The sequence below is a fragment of the Butyrivibrio proteoclasticus P6B7 genome, from assembly GCF_000622085.1.
In the GTDB taxonomy this organism is placed as follows: domain Bacteria; phylum Bacillota; class Clostridia; order Lachnospirales; family Lachnospiraceae; genus Butyrivibrio; species Butyrivibrio proteoclasticus_A.
In genome coordinates this window covers 38,362-58,829 of the sequence record NZ_JHWL01000010.1, presented here as the reverse complement: position 1 = coordinate 58,829, position 20,468 = coordinate 38,362, and the positions used below count along the sequence as shown (strand labels likewise).

The window sequence follows — 20,468 nt, the reverse complement described above, 5'->3', positions numbered from 1 at the left end:
CTTGTGAAAATAATCTCAATGAGTTATACTAATTCTAATTGAGTAAATTTAAAAGGACGACGAATATGAAAAAGGTAATTATTATCGGAGCAGGACCTGCAGGACTTACTGCTGCTTATGAACTCTTAAGCAAATCTAAGGACTATCAGGTTGTTGTTTTCGAGGAAACACAGCAGTTTGGCGGAATTTCAAGAACTGTTAACTACAAGGGCAACCGTATGGATATGGGTGGCCACAGGTTCTTTTCCAAGGTTCCTGAGGTTAATGAATGGTGGCAGAAGATGTTGCCACAGCAGGGCGCACCAGCTTCCGACGACATCGCTCTTGATAGAAACGTGACTATCGCTGCCGGCGGTCCGGACCCTCAGAAGACTGACAGGGTTATGCTTAGAAGAAATCGTGTATCACGTATTTTCTTTGACCGCAAATTCTATGACTATCCTATTTCTCTTAAGGTTGAGACCTTCAAGAACATGGGACTTGCAAGAACAATCGCTTGCGGATTCTCATATCTTGGAGCAATGATCCACAAGAGAGAAGAGAAATCTTTGGAAGACTTCTATGTAAACAGATTTGGTAAGAAGCTCTATTCAATGTTCTTCGAGTATTACACAGAGAACCTTTGGGGCAGACACCCATCTGAGATCGATCCATCCTGGGGAGCTCAGCGTGTTAAGGGCGTTTCCATCATGGCAGTTCTTAAGAATGCTTTCCGTAAGAAGACTGGTAAGAAGGGCGGCAAGGTAGAGACTTCTCTTATTGAAGAGTTTAGCTATCCTAAGCTTGGACCAGGTCAGCTCTGGGAAGTAACAGCTGAGGAGATCAAGAACCTCGGCGGTACAATCGTAATGAATGCCAAGGTTACCAAGATCCGCAAGGACGGCAACCACATTAAGGGCATCACATATATCATGGATGGCAAGGAAATGGAGATTGAGGGCGATATCGTCATCAGCTCAATGCCAGTTAAGGATCTTGTTGCAGGAATGAACGATGTTCCAGCAGATCCAGCAAGAATCGCAGCTGGTCTTCCATATCGTGATTACATGACTCTTGGTGTTCTTGTTCCTAAGCTTAATCTTCAGAACAAGACTAATATCAAGACCATCGGCAACATTGTTCCAGATAACTGGGTATACGTTCAGGATAGAACAGTTAAGATGGGACGTTTCCAGATCTACAACAACTGGTCACCATACCTTGTTAAGGACCTTGAGAACACTGTTTGGGTTGGACTTGAGTACTTCTGCTTTGAAGGTGATTCAATGTGGAACATGAACGAGGAAGAGTTCGCCAAGATGGCAATCGATGAGATGGTTACTCTTAATCTTATCGATAGTAAGGACCAGGTTCTTGATTATCATATGGAGCGAGTTAAGAAGGCATATCCTGCTTACTTCGATACCTATGATGAGATGGACAAGCTTGTTGAATATCTTAACACCATCGATAACCTGTACTGCGTAGGACGTAATGGTCAGCACAGATACAACAACATCGACCACTCAATGTGCACATCCTTTGAGACAGTTAAGAACATCATCAGCGGCAATACAGATCGCAGCAACATTTGGAATGTTAACACAGAAAAAGAGTATCACGAGACCGAGGGAAATGCAGATGAAAATGCGAATGACGAGGTTGAGGTAGACTAATATACAAATAAGTTTTATAATGCGGTGCAGTGCGTTTTTTTGCACCGCATTGTTGCGTATATGGATAGCCGATTTTTTGAACGCGCGTGAGCGCTGGCTTTCCAGCATTTGTTATAGAATTTGAGGTTTATTATGAAAAAAATCAGTATCCTGATTCCATGTTTCAACGAAGAAGAGAACGTTGTTGGAATCTCTGCAGCCGTAGAGAAGGTCCTTGTTGAGAAGCTCCCTAACTACGACTATGAAATTGTTTTTATCGATAACGCATCCAAGGATAGCACCAGAGCTAAGATTGAGGCCATCTGCGCTGGCAATAAGAAGATAAAGGCAATCTTTAATGTAACTAACTTTGGACAGTTCAATTCCCCATTCCACGGAATGTGCTCTCTTGACGGCGACTGCGTAATCCCAGTTTGTGCGGATTTCCAGGATCCTGTTGAGCTTATCCCTGTATTTGTGCAGAAGTGGGAAGAGGGACACAAGATCGTCAGCGGTGTTAAGTCTTCAAGTAAAGAGAATGGCTTCATCTATTTCCTTAGAACCGTTTACTACAAGATGATCAAGAACATGTCTTCAGTTCGCATGATTGAGCACTTCACAGGCTTTGGCCTTTACGATAAGACCTTCATCCAGCTCCTTAGACAGCTTGATGATCCGGTTCCTTTCATTAGAGGAATCGTTGCAGAGTACGGCGATGGCTTCAACATGACAACTGTTGAATACGAGCAGCCTAAGCGCCGCGCAGGTAAGACCCACAATAACTTCTACACACTTTACGATGCAGCTATGCTTTCCATTACTTCCTATACTAAGGTAGGACTTCGTCTTTGCACCTTAGCTGGATTTATCGTAGCATTCATCGATGTTATCGTGGCTCTTGTTTACCTTATCCTTAAGCTTACACACTGGTACAGCTTCCACGCAGGTTACGCTCCAATGATTGTTGGAATGTTCCTTATGGGCGCTATCCAGCTTATGTTCATCGGTCTTACCGGTGAGTACATCCTCAACATCAATACTCGAGTTATCCACAGACCACTTGTAGTTGAGGAAAAACGTATTAATTTCGATTCAGACAAAGAAAAAGAATGAATGCGTGGGGAGAGGCATAAATGCAGTTCACATCATTTGAATTCCTGATTTTTCTACCAATAGTTGTAGCAGTTAACTTCATCATTCCAAGAAAGTTCAAGTACATCTGGCTCTTCATCACCAGCCTTTGCTTCTTTGCAACCGTTGATGCTAAGAGCACAGCTGTGCTTATTGGCGTTATTCTTATCACCTATTTCCTTGGACGAGCTATCGAAGGCGCCAAGGATAATCCAGGTAAAAAGAAATATCTCCTTATGCTTTCAATGGTGCTAACCGTTGGATTTCTTTTGTATGTGCGCTTTGTGGAGTTCCTGGCTTCCAGAATGAAAGATGTTACTCCGGATGCTCCTCCATCTGTTCTGTTTTTCTCAACAGTGGGTATCTCTTTTTACATGTTAAAAGCAATCAGCTATCTGGTTGATATCTATAGAGAGGACCTTGTAGCAGAGAAGAACTTCGTTAAGTACGCTCTCTACATTTCCTTCTTTCCACAGATTACCTCTGGCCCTATCGAGCGCGCCAAGAATCTTCTGCCACAGTTTGCTTATCCAGTATCTGTGGACTTTGACAGACTTCGCGACGGACTTCTTCAGATTCTCTGGGGATATTTCCTTAAGCTTGTTCTGGCCGACAGAATGGGAATCTTCGTAAAAGAAATCTTTGATGGCGGCTATTTACAGCCAGGCACCATCACATTTATAGGAACACTGTTCTACACTTTCGAGATCTACTGCGACTTCGGAGGCTATTCACACATGGCTATCGGTATCGCCAGAATCCTTGGCATTGATTCCATGAGTAACTTTGATAGCCCTTATCTTGCCCAGTCTATTCCTGAGTTCTGGAGAAGATGGCATATCTCTTTATCAAGCTTCCTCAAGGATTACGTATATATTCCTCTGGGCGGCAACAGAAAGGGAAAGGGCCGCAAGTACCTCAACATCCTGATCGTATTTGCCATCAGCGGAATCTGGCACGGCGCAGGTCTTACCTTCATTATTTGGGGACTTCTCCACGGCGTATATCAGGTTGTGGGCTATATCCTTAAGCCAGTAAGGGACAAGCTTGTGGACATCTTCAAGGTTAACCGAAATGCCTTTTCACACCAGGCTCTCAGAACCATTATTACTTTCCTTCTGGTTAACTTTGCCTGGGTATTCTTTAGAGCTTTCAGCGTAGAAAGAGCTATGGGAATCATTGCAAAGAGCTTTGAATTCACACCATGGGTTCTCACAGACGGAACCCTGTTTAGCTACGGCCTTAATGAGGCTAACATGCTGCTGATCGTGGCAGGCCTTGCGCTGCTTGTGATCGTGGATGTTCTTAATTACAAGGGCGTGGTTGTTAGAGAGAAGATCCTCTCTCAGGGCATCTGGCTTAGATGGGCAATCGTCATCGCAGCTATCCTTGTAATCCTTGTCTGCGGCATCTGGGGACCAGGATATGACGCAAGTAGCTTTATCTATGAACAGTTTTAATGATATAGGGATTCAAAGTCATATAAATTTCATGCTAGCATAGAAATTTATATGACCTTGAAGACCGAACAAGAATGAGGAAAACAGATACTCGAATGAAATGAGAGTATCGATTTCCGAATTCTTGTAGAATTGCGAGAATAGCGAAGCTATGGAGCAATTCGTATATCATTAACTAACTATACAGGAGACTAACATGAAAAAAAGATTAGGCAATCTTTTCAAGATAATAGCGTTTCTTCTGGTGCTTGCCATCAGTGTCCTTGCCGTAACCACTCTGGTTCGCAGAAAGGACAGTAATTACAAGTACGCAGATTTCTTCGACCAGGCCAAGGCCGGACATATAGACGTTCTCTTCATGGGCTCATCCCATGTGATCAACGCCATCAATCCGGTTACTCTGTACGAGGACTACGGCTACACCTCTTACAACATGGGCGGTCATGGCTCTGTAATGCAGGCCACATACTGGGAGCTTATCGAAGCCCTTCAGTACTGCACTCCAAAGGTTGTAGTTGTGGATGCATATATGCTTGAAAAGAACTATCAATACCTGGATGTGATGGAGGAAAACGCCGACAAATCAGAGCGCAACACCTCTGTGGAGCAGCTTCACCTCAACATGGACGCTTGGCCACTGGACAGACTTAAGATTGCAGCCATTAACGACCTTATTCAGGATCAGGAAACAAGAAATGAATTCCTCTTTGACTTCATCGTATATCACAGCAGATGGAGCGAGCTTACTTCAGAGGATTACAAGACAGTACTTGGTACAGAGACCACCAATCCTCTTATGGGCGGCGAGATGAGATATCAGGTTGAGCTTTCGCCTACATCTTTCCCAGACCCAGCCGAGGGAGAGATCCTTTCAGAGCACACCGTTGGTCAGGAATATCTTATGAAGATCATCGACGAGTGCCAGAGAGACGGCATCCAGGTTGTTGTGACCTACATGCCATGCTGTGCCACAACCACAGACAAGATCGCAGCAAATAGCGCAGCTGAGATTGCAGCTAATTACGGAGTACCCTACATCAATATGCTAAATATGGGTATAATTGATTATAGAAGTGACCTTAACGACACAGGACACCTCAATGCTACAGGCGCCATCAAGGTTACAGACTACATGGGACAGTGGCTTACAGACAACGCCGACCTTGCAGATCACAGAGGTGACGTCAGCTACTCAGACTGGGCTGACAAAGTAGCTCTTTTTAACGACGAGCTCAAGGACATGGCTACATCAGGCGATGACCTGTACACAAGACTTAACCAGTTGTCACTTAATAAGGTAAGCTACGTGATCTACTTTAACCAGGGTTCCAACGCCCTTAAGGATGACGATCTCATGCACCTTGTGGAGAACCTTGCAGGAACTACTGCAGTAAGGGATGCCTCCGCAGCCGAGAACGCACCTTATATTCTGATAAAAGATCTATCTAATGGAGTTTACGAAGCCTATGGCGAGAATGGTCTTGACGGCGTAGCTACAGGCCTTGGACACGTGGTTTATCAGCCAGTTGAGCAGAACTTTAGATTTCTTTATCCTACAGAGGATGAGAGTCTTAACTACCTCTACGATGACGATCATCTGGGGTACGACATTCAGCTTATCACCTATGATAGTGAGAGTGGACAGATCTTTTCACATGATTACTTCAGGTCCTTTGGTGGAACCTATCGTGTGGACTAATATAACAATGCTACTAGATGGTATTCAAAAAACTATAATTGTGAATACTAATGATATAGAAATGAAAGGAACAATATGAGCGAGAAAGTATGTATAGTAGGAATCGCAGGAGGAACAGCATCAGGTAAGACCACAATTGTGCGAAAGATTAAAGAGAAGTTTGGAGATGATATTGTGGTTATCAACCACGATTCATATTATAAGGCCCATGACGACCTTTCCTACGAGGATAGATCCAAGCTTAACTATGACCATCCTCAGTCCTTCGACACTGATCTTATGATCGAGGATGTTAAGAAGCTTAAGAATAATCAGGAAATCGACATGCCTGTTTACGATTACACAATCCACAACAGGTCTGATGCCACAGTACACGTGGTGCCTAAGAAGGTTATCATCGTGGAGGGTATCCTTATCCTTGAGAATAAAGAGCTTAGAGATCTCATGGACATTAAGGTCTTTGTTGAGACCGATGCCGATGAGAGACTTATGCGTCGTATCAGAAGAGATATGATCGAGAGAGCCCGTAGCATCGACTCTATCCTTACACAGTACACAGAGACTGTTAAGCCTATGCACGAGCAGTTCGTAGAGCCAAGTAAGAAGTACGCAGATATCATCATCCCTCGTGGTGGTGAGAACCTGACTGGTATCTCTATTCTTCAGGAGCACCTGAATCTTATGCTCAACGAAGAGTGATAATCATCACTAGAATTGTTTTTGGCAAAAGAACTATGAAATTAGCGAAAAAATAACAACAGGAGTTTACAATGCATCTACTAGTTTTATGGCTTTTAATTATTCCATTTTTAATTGGAATCCTGTTTAACTTCATATTGCCAGTGGTTAGGCGTACCGTGGGAATTACCTTTATCCTTGGGTATCTGGTTTACTTTGGCTGCTTTGAGGTGGTGGCTATTCCCTGCATGCTTAAGATTACTTACAACGCCTTTAGCTATTGCACCAAGTATTACACCATTATTTCTCTGGTGCTGGCAGCAGCTGGTCTTATCAGAGGACTTTGGGTGTTAAAAAGAGATGGCTTTAATGTGTTATCTCTTTTCCCAGGAGAGACCCACGCTGGAGCTCACGAGCTCTTAAGCCCCAGGTCAGATCCTAAGATGCTTAAGATGAACTATTCCCTTGAGAGCAACATCTACTGGGGAATATTCTTTGTGTTGTTGATGTTCCAGATGGTTATGTCTGTTGTGATGTCTAGCTTTGACGGAGATGACGCCTACTTTGTTGTAGAGTCACTTCTTGCGCAGCAGGCGGATGTTATGAACACCATCCTTCCTTACACAGGAACCAGCACATCTCTGGACATCAGACATGCGCTGGCTGTTATCACCATGTGGATCGCTTTCATCGCAAGGCAGAGCGGAATACATGCAACCATCGTATCCCACTCAGTTATTCCATGTCTTGTGATCGCCCTTGTGTACCTTGTGTACGTTGAGATCGCAAGGATTTTGTTCAGACGAAGACAGGAAATCATTCCTGTATTTATGATCATCATTTCATTTTTGATGATATTTGGAAATGTGTCCATTTACACCAATGCTACGTTCTTCCTTACAAGAACCTGGCAGGGTAAGGCCATTGCATGCAACCAGGTATTCCCGCTTATTTTCTGGGTTTTCCTGTGGATGCTGGAGGATACAGGACATTTCCATTCAACTAACCCAGCCAAGACGGTTTCAGATGATCACTACATGATCACACCTTGGGTAATGCTGACACTTATCAATATGCTGGCTGGAGTCTGCACCTCCCTGGGCATTTTCTTTGGTGGCGGAATCATAGCTCTTTTGACACTGATATTACTGTTCTTCTCAAGAAGATGGACAGTGCTGGTGGGAGCTGTGCTGTGCGAGATTCCAAGCGTGATTTACCTGTTATTGTACCTGTCAATTTGGGGCGGCTGATGGTTAGGAAGGACTAGTTTATGTACGGTATATTCAGAGAATGCTATGTGTCACTCAAACTATATATGGGAAACGGCGCGCTACTGGTGATGTTCCTTGCTGCGGCCATCTACATCCTGGCTACAGAAAAGAGCATCAAGAAGAAGGTGGTCCTTGGCATTATGCCGCTGGTGATGGTTGTGGGATTTCTTTGCCCAATCATCAAGAAGGCCTACGTTAAGGTCTTCAGCGACGGAACGGACACCTATTACCGCCTTTTGTGGCTGGTGCCAATCTATCTGGTTATTGGATTTGGAGCCTGCAAGGCAATCTTTTCTTTGAAAAAGAGCATGCACCAGAGAGTTGCGCTGGTGGTAACCCTGGCAGTTATTGCGATTACAGGCACTTTCGTTTACACAGGGCAGTACATGTCCAAGGCTGAGAACCTTTATCACATTCCTCAGTCAGTGGTGGATGTGGTTGACGTGATCGCGCCAAAGGAGGGCGAGCCAAGAGTACGTGCGGCTTTCCCGGATGAGATGGTTCATTTTGTAAGACAGTACAACACCAACATCCTGATGCCTTATGGCCGTGAGATGGTGGTAACTCAGTGGGACTACTATAACTCAGTGTATGAGGTTATGGTTAAGCCTGAGGTTATAGATGCAGAGGCGCTGGTGGCAGCAACCCGCGAGACCAAGTGTAGCTACATTATCCTTAATGAAGAAAGAGCTATCGATGGGGATCTGACAGAGCAGGGCCTGGAGCTGGTGGATACGGTGGATGGATATTTGATCTACGCGGATCCTGAGGTGATTGGGCAGAAGTAAATGTAGTCAGCTGATACGGCTGATACAGATGAGTAGTTGTAGTAATAGAGGTATTATTGATGATTTCAAAGGAAGTTCAGGAGTATTTAGACAGGGTTCATGAATCGGACTTTGCCATGCTCTCAGAAGTAGATAGAATTTGTAAAAAGCACAACATTCAGTATTTCCTTCACGGAGGTACTTTCCTTGGTGCCATCAGGCATCAGGACTTTATTCCATGGGACGACGATGTGGATATTCTGTTCCTTCGTCAGGACTATGAGAGATTTATTGAGGTTTACGAGACAGAGGCGGATCCCAGATTCAAGCTTCTTAGATTTGAAAGATATCCACAGTTCTTTGACTTTATAACTAAGATAGCGGACATGGATCTTACTTATGAGGCCACAAGCTTTGGTGAAGAGGCTTTCTACGAGAATAGGTATTCTCACCCAACTCTGGATCTTTTCGTATTTGATATTGAGGATGACAATCACAAGGCTCAGCTCCTTAAGCTGAAGCTCTTGTATGCTCTTTCCATGGGGCACAGACCATACATTGATTACAGCAAGTTCAAGGGCATCATGAAGGCAGCAGCAGCGGTTCTTGCAGGAATCGGCAAGCTGATCCCATTTAGAGTTCTTGCTCAGAGCTATATCAAGAACCAGACCACAGGCGGAGTTGCAGGCCTTAGAAGTAAGACACCTGACCTCTATCAGGAAAGTAACGGTAAGAAGCCATTTCTTTTTATATCCAACGAGCAGCCTGATCCAAGGTACTGGGGCCTTGACTTTGATATTGAGCACCTTATCGATGGCCCGGACACAGCAGTGATCCGCGGAAAAGAGTTCCCGATTCCTAAGGACCACGACAAGTGGCTTAAGAAAACCTACAAGGATTACATGGCCCTTCCTCCAGAGGATAAGAGGGTGCCAATGCACGTCAATGTGATTAAGTAATTGAGCATGATGACTACAGATCAGTGAAATGAAGTATGAGATAAATGTACAGATGTACATGGAGTTATTGATAAACAGGAGAGTATTATGAAAACAGTAGCACTTATAATTGCCGGCGGAACCGGTGCAAGAATGCATCAGGACATTCCAAAGCAGTTTCTTACAGTTAATGAGAAGCCAGTAATTGTCTATACTTTAGAGGCTTTTCAGAATCACCCTGAAATAGATTCTATCGCTGTTGTATGCGTAGAGGGCTGGGAGCAGATGGTTACAGCCTACGCTAAACAGTTCAATATAACAAAGCTTGAGCACATCGTTAACGGCGGTGAGAACGGCCAGGGCTCTATTAGAAACGGTGTTTACGAGCTTGAGAAGTTCTTTGACAAGGACGACATCGTACTTATCCACGATGCTATCCGTCCTATGGTTTCTGCAGAGATCATCTCTGACTGCATCATGAAGACCAAGCAGTTCGGCAACGCCATCACAGCAATTCCTTGTGCTGAGGCTATGCTTACAACTGAGGATGGCGAGTCTTCAAACGAGAGCTATTCAAGAGATCACCTTAAAAGAACTCAGACTCCTCAGGGCTTTAAGATCGGTGAGATCTGCGACGCCCACAGAGAGGCTCTTGAGAAGGGCATCACAGCATCAGTTGCTTCCTGTACTCTTATGATCGAGCTTGGCAAGAAGGTGTACTTCTCCCAGGGTTCAGAGAAGAACATCAAGCTTACAACTGTAGATGACATCGATATTTTCAAGGCACTTCTTGTAAGTAAGAGAAGTGAGTGGCTGAAATAATCGCCAGCAACGTCAAATAAAATGATGTGTATGGAAATGAAATTATGGTAACTGATAACGAGACATATGTAAGTGACCTTAAGGCCGCCATTGAACATACAGTAGGAATAGATGAGCTAAATGGAAAGAGCATCCTGGTGACAGGAGCCAGTGGAACCATTGGCTCATTTATTGTGGATGAACTTATCCACTACAATAAGTCCGGCAAAGGGTGGATAACTATCTTCGCCGCAGGCCGAAATGTGGATAAACTCCGTGAAAGATTTGGAGAAGATATCTCTTTTGTCAGATACGATATGTTGTCCAAGGATTTCAAAGAGTTCCCTGAGCACGTGGACTACATCATCCATGCCGCTGGAAACGCCTATCCATCAGCCTTTATCGACAGATGGAAGGAGACAGTGGAGGGCAACATCCTTGGAACCGCTAATATTCTCGAATATGGTAAAAGAGCTAATATCCACAGGTTCCTCTATGTATCCAGTGGAGAAGTGTACTCTGTAGAGCAGAGTATTGTGGATAACATAGCTGAAATACACGGCAAGACATTTGCTGAGACATCAGATGATTGTTCGGAATTCGCATCACACTATTACAACGAAATCTTATCTATCGTGGAACAGCAGGGGCCACGCTCCTGCTACCCAGTAAGTAAGCTGGCTACCGAAGAAATGAGCCTAGAATCTGATCTGGACTGTGTTGTGGTAAGACCTTGTCACACCTTTGGCCCAGGCATTACCGGCAGCGATGACAGAGCTCATGTGCAGTTTGTAAAAAGAGCTATCTCTGGAAACCCTATTGTTCTTAATAGCCCAGGTCTTCAGGAGCGTTCTTACAACTACGCGGCAGATGCTTCTTCTGGGATTTTGACAGTTCTTTTGACAGCAAAAAAGGGAGACGTGGTGGATATCTGTGCTCCAGGGAATGTAGTCACCATCAAGGGTCTGGCAGAGCTCATCGGCAAGGCAGCAGGAGTTCCTGTAACCGCCAAGGAAGCTGATGAAAGGGACCTTAAGTTACAGTCTCCAATCAATAAACAGATCTTGAATCCAGATAAGCTTGTGAGCCTTGGCTGGACAAAGGCCTTCGACCTTGAGACAGCGGTGGACCACTTCGTTAAGATAATGCAGAAATAAGGGATAGAAACATGCTTTTTAATTCTTATGGATTTGTGTTGGCGCTTTTGCCCATCTTCGTAATTGCATATTCTGTTTTGCGTCACATCTTTAGGAAAAAAGAGGAGGGGGAGCTGATCTTAAAACTCTGTCTCATTGGATTTTCTGCGGTCTTTTTCCTGTTCTTTGGCCTGGATGATTTTGGGCTTTTTGCAATCAGCATCGCTTTGAATGTTGTGTTTGCAAACCTCATTGTGAAGTTCAGGGATAAGGATTTTAGAGGGATTGATGGCAGAATCATCATGCTGATGGCGGTTTCTGTGAATATCTTTGCCCTTGTGTACTTTAAATATCTTCTGGGATATTTCCCAGTGGCCATCAGCTTTTACACCTTCAACATGATCTCTTTCCTGGTGGATCTGTACACCATGGAGATCCCTAAGTTCAAGGTTATTGACTATCTTGTCTATGTGCTCTATTTCCCTAAGGTTATCCAGGGTCCGCTCCAGCGCTACGCTGATCTGTCCAAGGAGCTGGAAAAGAGCATCAGATCTAAATTCAGCTACGACACCCTCATGAGAGGGCTATATCTTTTTTCAATAGGTCTTTTCAAAAAGGTTCTCCTGGCAGACACCTTTGGAGAGGCTGTTTCCTACGGCTTTGAGAACGTGACCACTTTGGGAAGTCTCGAGGCTATTCTGGTTTCTGTATTCTATACATTCCAGCTGTACTTTGATTTTAGCGGTTATTGCGACATGGCCAGCGCCATTTCCATGATGATCGGAATTGAGCTGCCTGTTAACTTTAACTCTCCTTACAAAGCCACTAATATTGTGGATTTCTGGAAGAGATGGCATATCACACTCACTGGCTTTTTTACCAAGTATCTCTACATTCCTCTTGGTGGCAATAGAAGGGGTAAGTTCAGGAAATATCTGAATTACCTGGTGGTGTTCCTTATCAGTGGCGTTTGGCACGGCAGGGGCTACACCTTCCTGGTGTGGGGACTTCTTCACGGTGTTTTGTTCGTGATCACCAGGATGTGGATGGATAGGAACAAGACTAGTCTTGTAAAAAGAGCTGGCTCTAACCCGGTAAAGACTGTGGTTAGCACAATTCTGACCTTTGCATATGTGAACCTTGCCTGGGTATTCTTTAGGGCGCCAAGCCTTAAGGATGCCGTAACGCTTATTGGTAGAATGTTTGTGGGCGGCAAGAAGGCTCTTCCAAGCAGCCTTACATCAGTGTTTAGACTGGACGAGTTCTGGTACGTCATCAAGGTGACACCACTTATGAAGACCAGCTTTGTGTGGGATCTTTGCATGTGGCTGTTCCTGATCGTATCTGCCTACATCATTTTCTTTAGAAAGAACGCTCTGGAGCAGATTAAGAGCGTTAAGCTTAGCATTTGGACCACTCTTGTGACAGCTCTTTTCCTGGTGTGGAGTATATTGAGTTTCTCGGGAGTTGGAACGTTCTTATATATGAACTTCTGATGTTAGTAGAATTATGCACTATTCTGAGATTTGAGAATTATCAAGCTGGAGTAAAATGGGCGAATTAAAAGAATTCAAGACAATTAAAAAAGAACATAACAGGGCGAAGAAGCTCTTTTTCACGTTGTTGGGACTGATGCTGGCAGTGTTCATCCTGATTTCAGCGCTGGTGATCTATGTGGATCCATTCTTCCACTATCACGCACCACTGCAGGACTTTCCTTATATTGTGGATAATCAGCTGAGCCAGAATCCGGGAATGGCCAAGAACTTTACCTATGATTCCTGCATTATTGGCTCTTCCATGACCGTTAACTTCGACACCGACGACTTCGCAGAGATCATGGATCTTAGGACTGTGAAGCTTAGCTATAGCGGCGCTTATCCTAAGGACGACTATAACATCCTCTCTATCGTATTTGATGAGAATACTTACGCAAGGCAGAATAACGATGTTCGTGCAGTTTTCTTTGCAATGGATATTCCTACAATGACTGCGGACACAGATACTACCAAGTATCCGCTGCCAGAGTATCTCTATGACAGCAATCCGTTCAACGACGTTAAGTACCTGCTTAATAAGGATGTTCTTTTCCAGTACATCTTTAGACCAGTGGTTCAGGGTGAGGGCTCTGACCTGTCTGAGATCTACTTTAGCTGGTGGACTCCTGACTATTACAATATTCAGTGGGTTATGCACACCTACGAGGAGCCTGAGAAGGTGGACGAGGAAATGGATCCTAAGACTTTGATTCCTCAGACCTATGAGAACCTTCAGGTCAACATCCTTCCTTTCGTTATTGATAACCCTGATACTGAGTTTTATTTCTTTTTCCCACCATATAGTATTCTCTACTGGCACAACGTTCTTCAGGAGAATACCTATGAGGCTACGCTGAATCAGTACCAGTTCGTGGCTGATGAATTGCTTCAGTACGACAACGTCCATGTTTTCTATTTCCAGACCATGGATGAAGTGACGGACCTCAACGATTATGCGGACTATTCACATTATAAGCCCGAAATTAATAGATTTATGGTAGAATGCTTTAAGAGTGGTGAGTATGAGATCCACTCATCCGAGGAAATGGCTGCAGAGCTGACACATATGAGGAGTATTGTGGATGGCTTTGACTTTGAGGAGTTATTTTCACAAGATTGGTGAAAATGGAATTTAAAGGGGCAAAAGGCGATGTTAGATAAAAAGAAAAGTGTAAAAGCTGTTGTATCAGTCTTGGCAGGACTGGTTTTGTTTATGATGATTTGGACAATGATAAGGGTTGCTTATTATTCCGTTATCGTATCTGATGACTTTTGGTATGCTGCGGATACTAAGATGAAGAATACTAATTTCTTTCAGTATCTTGTAGCTTCCTGGAATTATATGGTCTGGGTGTTTAATACGCATCAGGGAACATATTTTTCTGAGTTTTTTAATGTATTCTTTAATCCAGTTAATAACGATGGATTTCCAACTCTTAGAATTATGATGGTATTAAATGCGGTGCTTTCATTTGGTTCCATTCTTTTTCTTGTATTTGCAACTCTTAAAAATATGTTCAAAGGTGAGCTTCACATAAAGCTTACAATCGCTGCTCTGGTTATTTTTGTAATAACTCAGTATGATTCATTTTACGAAACATACTTCTGGTATACAGGAGCTACTGTTTATAGTTATCCACTTTCTCTCGCGACCATTGGACTTGCTTTTATGTTTCTTGCAACAAATAAGGAACATAAAAAGAAAAAGCTGTTTACAGTACTAGGATGCATTTTCGGCTTCCTTGGTGTTGGTGGTTCTTTGGCTATTTCAGGAACTGCGTGTTATTTTGCACTTTGTGCTGTGGTATATTATTTTATTCGAGATAAAAAAATAGAAAAGTGTAGTCTTTTTGTTTTTTTATCTATGTTTATTGGATCGCTGATCAATACTATAGCTCCAGGTAACTATGTAAGGCTTTCAAGTGTCAATGATACAGGACTGAATATTGCAGTTATTCTGAAGGATACTAGAAGCGAATTCCATTCTATTAATTCCTGGTTATTTGACAGAACTAATTTCTGGGTGATATTGCTTATTGCAGCATTATGCGGATTCTTTTTAGCAGGTAAGCTTATTGTTGATAAGAAGGCATATTTCATTTCTAGTATTTTTGCTGTATTATCCCAGTTTGTAACGATAATGCCAGTTGTAATGGGATATAATGTTCCTTGGATGCCTAATAGATGTATCTTTGTGGCAGTGTTTGCAATAGCTCTTTCATATGTCAATTTAGCTGTAATGATAGGGTGGCTAGTAACAGATTCTATGAATTCAGAAGCAAGAGGATATGTTCTTGCTGCAATTATCATGGCTTTGGTTTTCTGCGAGGGAACATGCACTTATCAGCCAAAGTCATATATGACTTATCAGTTGAACAGACAGCTTTCTGAGAGAGTTTTCCAGGATAATTATGCACAGACAGTAGCACTGTTTGATAGCTTTAAGGATCATCAGGGAGAGGACCTTGTTGTTCCTGCGCCACTTATTCCTGAGGAGATAGAGAATTTCTACGTGTTCTTCCTTGGCGAGCACGAGTCGGAGAGAATTAATAGAGCTATTTCATGGGCTTATGGCCTTAACTCTATTAGTAATGAAAATCAGTTTGACTAAATGAGGATGATGAGAGATGAAAAGACTTAAGGTTGATGATGCAATCTGCTCTTTATTTGAAAAGTATTCATTCAATATCATAATTGAAGCGCTTTTATTCTTTTCTGTGATCATTAGGGTTAAAATGGCGCCACATACCATTTCTGGGGATTATAATGTTACTTTGATGGAGTGGATCAATGAGTATAGACAATACTCATTTTGGGGCGGCCTTGAGCATACCATAGGTAATTACTATGTACCATACAATATCTTTTTGGATTTTGTTGCGAGGGCACCACTAGCACCATGGTTTTGGATTGCACTTACTTCATGCATTGCAGATTATGTTGGTGCGTACTACATTTATAGACTTGTATATGAGTGCTTTGGCAAAAAGAATCCTGATTTAAAAAAGAAGGCGATTATAGTGGCAATAGTCACTTTGTATCTTCCTGTAGTAATGATGAATGGTGCACTTTGGAAACAGTGTGATTCTATTTTTACTTGCTTCATAATAATGAGCCTTTACTATTACTTTACTGATAAAGTGACAGTAAGTTTTATTTGGTTATCAATAAGTTTTATTTTCAAGATGCAGGTTATATTCATCATTCCGTTCTATATTATAACGTACTTTGTTAAGAAGAATATCAGTATCCTTCATTTCTTCTTTTTACCAGTAGCTTATGTGATTGCAGGTCTTCCATGTATTTGGGCACAACGTGGTATTAGAGAAACCTATTCTGTGTATATAAGGCAGAATCAGGGATATAATGAGATGACCTGGTTATCACTATCACCTTACCAATTGGGATTTGAAAGCTATGAAATATTTGCTATTCCAGCAATCCTCTTTACAGCTACAGTTTTCGCATTAGGGCTTTTATACTGCTATAAACATAGGGAGAATATTGATAAAGAATTTATGCTGATGCTGGCTGCTTGGTCAGCTTCGACCTGCTACGTTTTCCTTCCTGCCATGCATGAGAGATATGATTATGTTGCGCTAATATTGATTACTGCCTTTGTTGTAGCTTTTGATGTTAAAAAGATCTGGATTCCACTTGTGATGAATTTGTGCACAGTGATGGTTTACAACAGATACTTGTTTGATTTTGAAATAATAGAAGGAATTCCGTTTATGATTATGTCAATAATGTATCTTGGTGCATATTTGGTATATACATATAACCTTATCAAAAGATTACAGAAACAGTGAAATCGATAGTTGGATTTCAAACAGAAAGAGGTGCTTAATTTGAGTAATAACATTGAAGAATATGGTGATAATAAAAAGGGTATTCCTGGTTGGCTCCATATAGTTATCATTGGAGGAATCCTTCTGATTCTTGCTTTTTCTTTTTACAAATTGTGGAAATGGAATCAGGGAAACGCTAAGACCCAGGGCGTAACAGGAGAGAGCTTTGAGGTAGAGGTTCTTGACCAGGTATTTCTTCTTGCCAATGACAAGAAGGAAGGACACACCTACGATGATCAGGAGACAATTCTTTTTCTTGGTAACGATGCTCTTACCTATGACCAGGGCGAGACTGGCTTTGCAGGACAGGTGGCTGCCAAGACTGACGCAACCTGCATTAACTGCGGATTCCCATCATCTACAGTAGCTCTTAAGACCCAGAACTATTCAGATGACTATGTTCTGGATGCCTTCAGTTTTACTAGTGTTGTTGACACTATCGTATCTGAGGATTATTCAGCTCTTTTAGATAAGTCCAAGAACTTCTCAGATTATACCTACGAGGATCACGTAAGAAAGCTTGCGGATACTGACTTTGATAAGGTTGATACTATTGTTATCTTCTATGATGCACAGGATTACCTCAACCTTCGAATTGGTATGAATCCTGACAACGACCAGGATACCATCACCTACAGCGGAGCTCTTACCTACGGTATCAAGAAACTTCAGGAGAAGTATCCTTACATCAGAATCGTTTGCTGCTCATTTACTATGTGCTATGCCTACGATTCAACAGGAGCTCTTGTTAACGGCGATATGTACGACTATGGTAACGGAAGACTTACAACTTACCTTCAGTTCATGATCGACGTATCTGGCGCAACAGGTGTATCCTTCATCGACAATTACTACGGCACAATCGATGCTGACAACAGTGCTGGCTGGCTTCTTGACAACGTGCATGTGAATGCGGCCTGCAACGAGTACATGGCTAACCACTTTGTGACCATGATCTATCCCAACGGCGTCACCACTGCGGCAAGCAGCAACGCTTCAGATAATTGAGGTTGTTAGTAGTAATGGATAAGAAAAAGAAAATTGGAATTGTTGATATATTGATGCTTCAGGGGGCTGTGGTGGTGTATTCACTTTCAACAGTGGCTGCCAAGCTGGCTTCCGGACATCCATTTTTATCTTTTAAATACATCCTGTTCTTCGGACTGGAATTCATAATCCTTGGTGTTTACGCCATTGTATGGCAGCAGATGATCAAGAAGTTTCAGCTTTCACTGGCCTATGCCAACAAGGCGTTGACTCTCATGTGGTCTATGCTCTGGAACTTCGTGATCTTCAGTCAGGGCATCACACCCTGGAAGGTGGTTGGTGTAGTTCTGGTGGTGATCGGTGTTATCATCATGAACACCGGGGCAGAGACTGACGAGGATGCTGGTAATGATGCATTAAAGAATGCAAGTGCAGATGCATCTGTGGATGCTGGCGATAATGCTAATAAGGAGGTCAAGTTATGATTTTTGTATGGATTGGCCTCATGCTTGTAGCTGAGATTATAGCGTCAACATCTCAGGTTCTTCTTAAGAAGAGCGCGCAAAAGAACTATTCATCAATAGTTAGAGAATATCTCAATGTCCTTGTTATTTCAGGATATATGCTGCTGGTGCTTTCTATGGCACTTTCAATCTTTTGCTACGACGACACAAGACTAGGTTACATGGGCGTTGTAGTTATGGAGCCTGTTGGATATATCTTTGTAATGATCATGTCCAGGATTTTCTTCAAAGAGGGCTTCACTAAGAGAAAAATCATCGGAATGATTTTCATTCTTTCAGGAATTGCGATCTTTAATATACTTGGTGGTATGTGAGTTTTTGATTTTTGTTTTATGAGGGGAATTTGGTAGTGAATAAAAGAAAGACATTGTTTGACTATATAGAAATAGTATGCGCAGTAGTGCTTCTCCTGGTGTTTCTGTGCCATGTTTTTATACTGTCTGATGCCAACATTTTTCATTACACATGTCATATGGAGTCAGACATTGCGTCTGAAACTCTGGTTGCTACTAGGATCTTTGAAAATGGTTTTGTCCAGCCTAAGACCTGGGTTACATCAACCCACGACTGGATTATCATGACTCCTAATCTGGCGGCCTTTATCTACCCACTTGTTGGTAATGATATGAATCTTTCTATGGGAATAGCCTGCAGTATTACTATGGCTATTCTTGTGGTCTTAATGTTCTTGTTTTACAAGCAGATTGGATTTAGTTATTTGGAGATTTTACTCGCAATCCTGCTTGTATTTATTCTGGCAAGGCCCGCTGATGAGAATCAGAGAATGCTGTTTCTCTACGCAGCTTACTATGTGAGCCACTTTGCTTCACTGTTTATCCTGCTGATGCTCTATAACATCTGTCTGAAAAAAGATAAAGTTCCAGTGCTGTTCTTTATCCTGACACTGGCACTTTCTGTGGTCAATAGCCTCCAGGGTATGCACGCATGCCTTTTCTGCTACATGCCTCTTTTAGGTACAGAGCTCCTTAGAAGAATAGTAGCGATGATGAAAAAGAAAAAGCCTGGAAATGTCATGATCCTTGTATGGCTGTTTGTTATTTCTGCGGTGGCTTTGCTGGGAAGTAAACTTCTTGGTTCATACACTCCTGGTGCTTCAAGGAATATCAGACATGCTGGCGAGAAATTCACAGAAGTAGTGTGGCCTAATATCAAGGCAGTTCTTGATTTTGACAGAGTACCTGTATTGGTAGCTCTTTTCCTTATTATTGCTATTGTTGGCTATGTCATTACCTTCTTTGGTAAGCTTGTAAAAAGCGGCGAAACAAAGCCAACCACAGCCTACGAAAGTGTTTCCGGCGATTATCTGCTTTGGAGTACGCTGCCACTTCTTTTTGGATTTGTTGTCTGTGCTCTCTCAGAGATATTTACAACTGCTGAGTCAGCGCCTAGATATTATCTGAACCTTCTCTTTATTGTGGGAACGGGAATGGCTCTTTTCATACATTACTTTAATAAGAAATGGATAGCTCTTTTAGCAATTCCGGTTATATATTATGGCGTCATTGCTGGCCAGGAGTTCTACAATAACCTGGTGGTATGCGATGCTTCGGAGGATCAGGCTACCTATCATGTGGCCCAGTGGATGGAGGAAAATGGCTACGAGTACGGCTATGCTACCTTTGACCACGCCAACTATATTACTGTTATGAGCAATAACAGCGTTAAAGTCAGGGGCGTCAACAACATGGCTGACATGGAGGGCATCAAGTGGCTCTCCGACAAGACCTGGTATCCACCTTACAAGTCCACTGAGGGTGCCACCTGCTATATCTTTACTGATTATCTTCAGGAGGATTTTGCTGCGTTCATGGAAAGGGTGCAGCCTACAGTGCTGGAAACTACTATGGTTGATAACTATAATATTGTGGTTCTTGACCATGATTACACTATTTGGGTGGACTGAATTCGATTCTTTTCGTTTGGTGTGGTATAGTGTATCTGGGGAAATGCGAGTCTGTGTTTCAAATGCCGCCAATATTGATAAGAACTTGCGGATAGAAATGGTGAGATATTCATGCTTTATCCGTAATAT

At 42.6% G+C, this 20,468-nt stretch carries 18 protein-coding genes; all 18 read left to right on the top strand.

Features of this window, described 5'->3' with window-relative positions; all coding sequences use genetic code 11:
• Nucleotides 1-65: 65 nt before the first annotated feature.
• Nucleotides 66-1,655, top strand: coding sequence for an NAD(P)/FAD-dependent oxidoreductase (locus T541_RS0108635; RefSeq protein ID WP_026652342.1), 1,590 nt, complete (start codon nucleotides 66-68; stop codon nucleotides 1,653-1,655).
• 132 nt (nucleotides 1,656-1,787) lie between these two features.
• Nucleotides 1,788-2,747, top strand: a complete 960-nt coding sequence (locus tag T541_RS0108630) for a glycosyltransferase family 2 protein (protein ID WP_026652341.1) — start codon at nucleotides 1,788-1,790, stop codon at nucleotides 2,745-2,747.
• Between the two features lie 20 nt (nucleotides 2,748-2,767).
• Complete coding sequence (locus T541_RS0108625; protein ID WP_026652340.1) at nucleotides 2,768-4,225, top strand: MBOAT family O-acyltransferase; 1,458 nt, start codon at nucleotides 2,768-2,770, stop codon at nucleotides 4,223-4,225.
• A gap of 196 nt (nucleotides 4,226-4,421) precedes the next feature.
• Nucleotides 4,422-5,924, top strand: coding sequence for a hypothetical protein (locus tag T541_RS0108620; protein WP_026652339.1), 1,503 nt, complete (start codon nucleotides 4,422-4,424; stop codon nucleotides 5,922-5,924).
• Nucleotides 5,925-5,999: 75 nt separating this feature from the next.
• Nucleotides 6,000-6,623 carry a uridine kinase gene (gene udk / locus T541_RS0108615; RefSeq protein WP_026652338.1) on the top strand — a complete coding sequence of 208 codons (624 nt, stop codon included), beginning with the start codon at nucleotides 6,000-6,002 and terminating at the stop codon, nucleotides 6,621-6,623.
• Between the two features lie 71 nt (nucleotides 6,624-6,694).
• Entirely contained in the window at nucleotides 6,695-7,852 is a 1,158-nt protein-coding gene (locus tag T541_RS0108610) for a DUF6077 domain-containing protein (protein WP_026652337.1), read from the top strand.
• Nucleotides 7,853-7,872: 20 nt separating this feature from the next.
• The gene (locus tag T541_RS0108605; protein ID WP_026652336.1) at nucleotides 7,873-8,661 is read left to right on the top strand and encodes a hypothetical protein; all 789 of its coding nucleotides are present in this window, start codon (nucleotides 7,873-7,875) and stop codon (nucleotides 8,659-8,661) included.
• A 59-nt stretch (nucleotides 8,662-8,720) separates the two neighbouring features.
• The gene (locus T541_RS0108600) at nucleotides 8,721-9,599 is read left to right on the top strand and encodes a LicD family protein (protein WP_026652334.1); all 879 of its coding nucleotides are present in this window, start codon (nucleotides 8,721-8,723) and stop codon (nucleotides 9,597-9,599) included.
• An 87-nt stretch (nucleotides 9,600-9,686) separates the two neighbouring features.
• A complete protein-coding gene (locus T541_RS0108595; RefSeq protein ID WP_026652333.1) occupies nucleotides 9,687-10,400 on the top strand; it encodes an IspD/TarI family cytidylyltransferase in 714 nt (237 codons plus the stop codon).
• 44 nt (nucleotides 10,401-10,444) lie between these two features.
• On the top strand, nucleotides 10,445-11,536 hold the full coding sequence (locus tag T541_RS0108590) for an NAD-dependent epimerase/dehydratase family protein (RefSeq protein ID WP_026652332.1): 1,092 nt from the start codon (nucleotides 10,445-10,447) through the stop codon (nucleotides 11,534-11,536).
• An 11-nt stretch (nucleotides 11,537-11,547) separates the two neighbouring features.
• Nucleotides 11,548-13,011 (top strand): MBOAT family O-acyltransferase, encoded by a 1,464-nt coding sequence (locus T541_RS0108585; RefSeq protein ID WP_026652331.1) that lies wholly within the window; start codon nucleotides 11,548-11,550, stop codon nucleotides 13,009-13,011.
• Between the two features lie 55 nt (nucleotides 13,012-13,066).
• Nucleotides 13,067-14,176 carry a hypothetical protein gene (locus T541_RS0108580; protein WP_034466578.1) on the top strand — a complete coding sequence of 370 codons (1,110 nt, stop codon included), beginning with the start codon at nucleotides 13,067-13,069 and terminating at the stop codon, nucleotides 14,174-14,176.
• A gap of 27 nt (nucleotides 14,177-14,203) precedes the next feature.
• Nucleotides 14,204-15,664, top strand: coding sequence for a DUF6056 family protein (locus tag T541_RS0108575; protein ID WP_026652329.1), 1,461 nt, complete (start codon nucleotides 14,204-14,206; stop codon nucleotides 15,662-15,664).
• Between the two features lie 16 nt (nucleotides 15,665-15,680).
• Entirely contained in the window at nucleotides 15,681-16,865 is a 1,185-nt protein-coding gene (locus tag T541_RS0108570; protein ID WP_026652328.1) for a hypothetical protein, read from the top strand.
• 39 nt (nucleotides 16,866-16,904) lie between these two features.
• Nucleotides 16,905-17,912, top strand: a complete 1,008-nt coding sequence (locus T541_RS0108565; protein ID WP_026652327.1) for an SGNH/GDSL hydrolase family protein — start codon at nucleotides 16,905-16,907, stop codon at nucleotides 17,910-17,912.
• 14 nt (nucleotides 17,913-17,926) lie between these two features.
• Complete coding sequence (locus tag T541_RS19235; RefSeq protein WP_197025157.1) at nucleotides 17,927-18,376, top strand: transporter; 450 nt, start codon at nucleotides 17,927-17,929, stop codon at nucleotides 18,374-18,376.
• Nucleotides 18,373-18,729 (top strand): hypothetical protein, encoded by a 357-nt coding sequence (locus tag T541_RS0108555; RefSeq protein ID WP_026652326.1) that lies wholly within the window; start codon nucleotides 18,373-18,375, stop codon nucleotides 18,727-18,729. Before T541_RS19235 ends, T541_RS0108555 begins: the two co-directional genes overlap by 4 nt.
• Before the next feature lie 35 nt (nucleotides 18,730-18,764).
• On the top strand, nucleotides 18,765-20,339 hold the full coding sequence (locus T541_RS0108550; protein WP_026652325.1) for a hypothetical protein: 1,575 nt from the start codon (nucleotides 18,765-18,767) through the stop codon (nucleotides 20,337-20,339).
• Nucleotides 20,340-20,468 lie beyond the last annotated feature (129 nt).

What these genes read in the sequence shown, in the direction of transcription:
- T541_RS0108575 (WP_026652329.1), top strand. Translation starts at nt 14,204, where the DNA reads ATGTTAGATAAAAAGAAAAGTGTAAAAGCTGTTGTATCAGTCTTGGCA.
- T541_RS19235 (WP_197025157.1), top strand. Translation starts at nt 17,927, where the DNA reads ATGGATAAGAAAAAGAAAATTGGAATTGTTGATATATTGATGCTTCAG.
- T541_RS0108570 (WP_026652328.1), top strand. Translation starts at nt 15,681, where the DNA reads ATGAAAAGACTTAAGGTTGATGATGCAATCTGCTCTTTATTTGAAAAG.
- T541_RS0108620 (WP_026652339.1), top strand. Translation starts at nt 4,422, where the DNA reads ATGAAAAAAAGATTAGGCAATCTTTTCAAGATAATAGCGTTTCTTCTG.
- T541_RS0108580 (WP_034466578.1), top strand. Translation starts at nt 13,067, where the DNA reads ATGGGCGAATTAAAAGAATTCAAGACAATTAAAAAAGAACATAACAGG.
- T541_RS0108610 (WP_026652337.1), top strand. Translation starts at nt 6,695, where the DNA reads ATGCATCTACTAGTTTTATGGCTTTTAATTATTCCATTTTTAATTGGA.
- T541_RS0108555 (WP_026652326.1), top strand. Translation starts at nt 18,373, where the DNA reads ATGATTTTTGTATGGATTGGCCTCATGCTTGTAGCTGAGATTATAGCG.
- T541_RS0108595 (WP_026652333.1), top strand. Translation starts at nt 9,687, where the DNA reads ATGAAAACAGTAGCACTTATAATTGCCGGCGGAACCGGTGCAAGAATG.
- T541_RS0108625 (WP_026652340.1), top strand. Translation starts at nt 2,768, where the DNA reads ATGCAGTTCACATCATTTGAATTCCTGATTTTTCTACCAATAGTTGTA.
- udk (WP_026652338.1), top strand. Translation starts at nt 6,000, where the DNA reads ATGAGCGAGAAAGTATGTATAGTAGGAATCGCAGGAGGAACAGCATCA.
- T541_RS0108635 (WP_026652342.1), top strand. Translation starts at nt 66, where the DNA reads ATGAAAAAGGTAATTATTATCGGAGCAGGACCTGCAGGACTTACTGCT.
- T541_RS0108590 (WP_026652332.1), top strand. Translation starts at nt 10,445, where the DNA reads ATGGTAACTGATAACGAGACATATGTAAGTGACCTTAAGGCCGCCATT.
- T541_RS0108630 (WP_026652341.1), top strand. Translation starts at nt 1,788, where the DNA reads ATGAAAAAAATCAGTATCCTGATTCCATGTTTCAACGAAGAAGAGAAC.
- T541_RS0108600 (WP_026652334.1), top strand. Translation starts at nt 8,721, where the DNA reads ATGATTTCAAAGGAAGTTCAGGAGTATTTAGACAGGGTTCATGAATCG.
- T541_RS0108605 (WP_026652336.1), top strand. Translation starts at nt 7,873, where the DNA reads ATGTACGGTATATTCAGAGAATGCTATGTGTCACTCAAACTATATATG.
- T541_RS0108585 (WP_026652331.1), top strand. Translation starts at nt 11,548, where the DNA reads ATGCTTTTTAATTCTTATGGATTTGTGTTGGCGCTTTTGCCCATCTTC.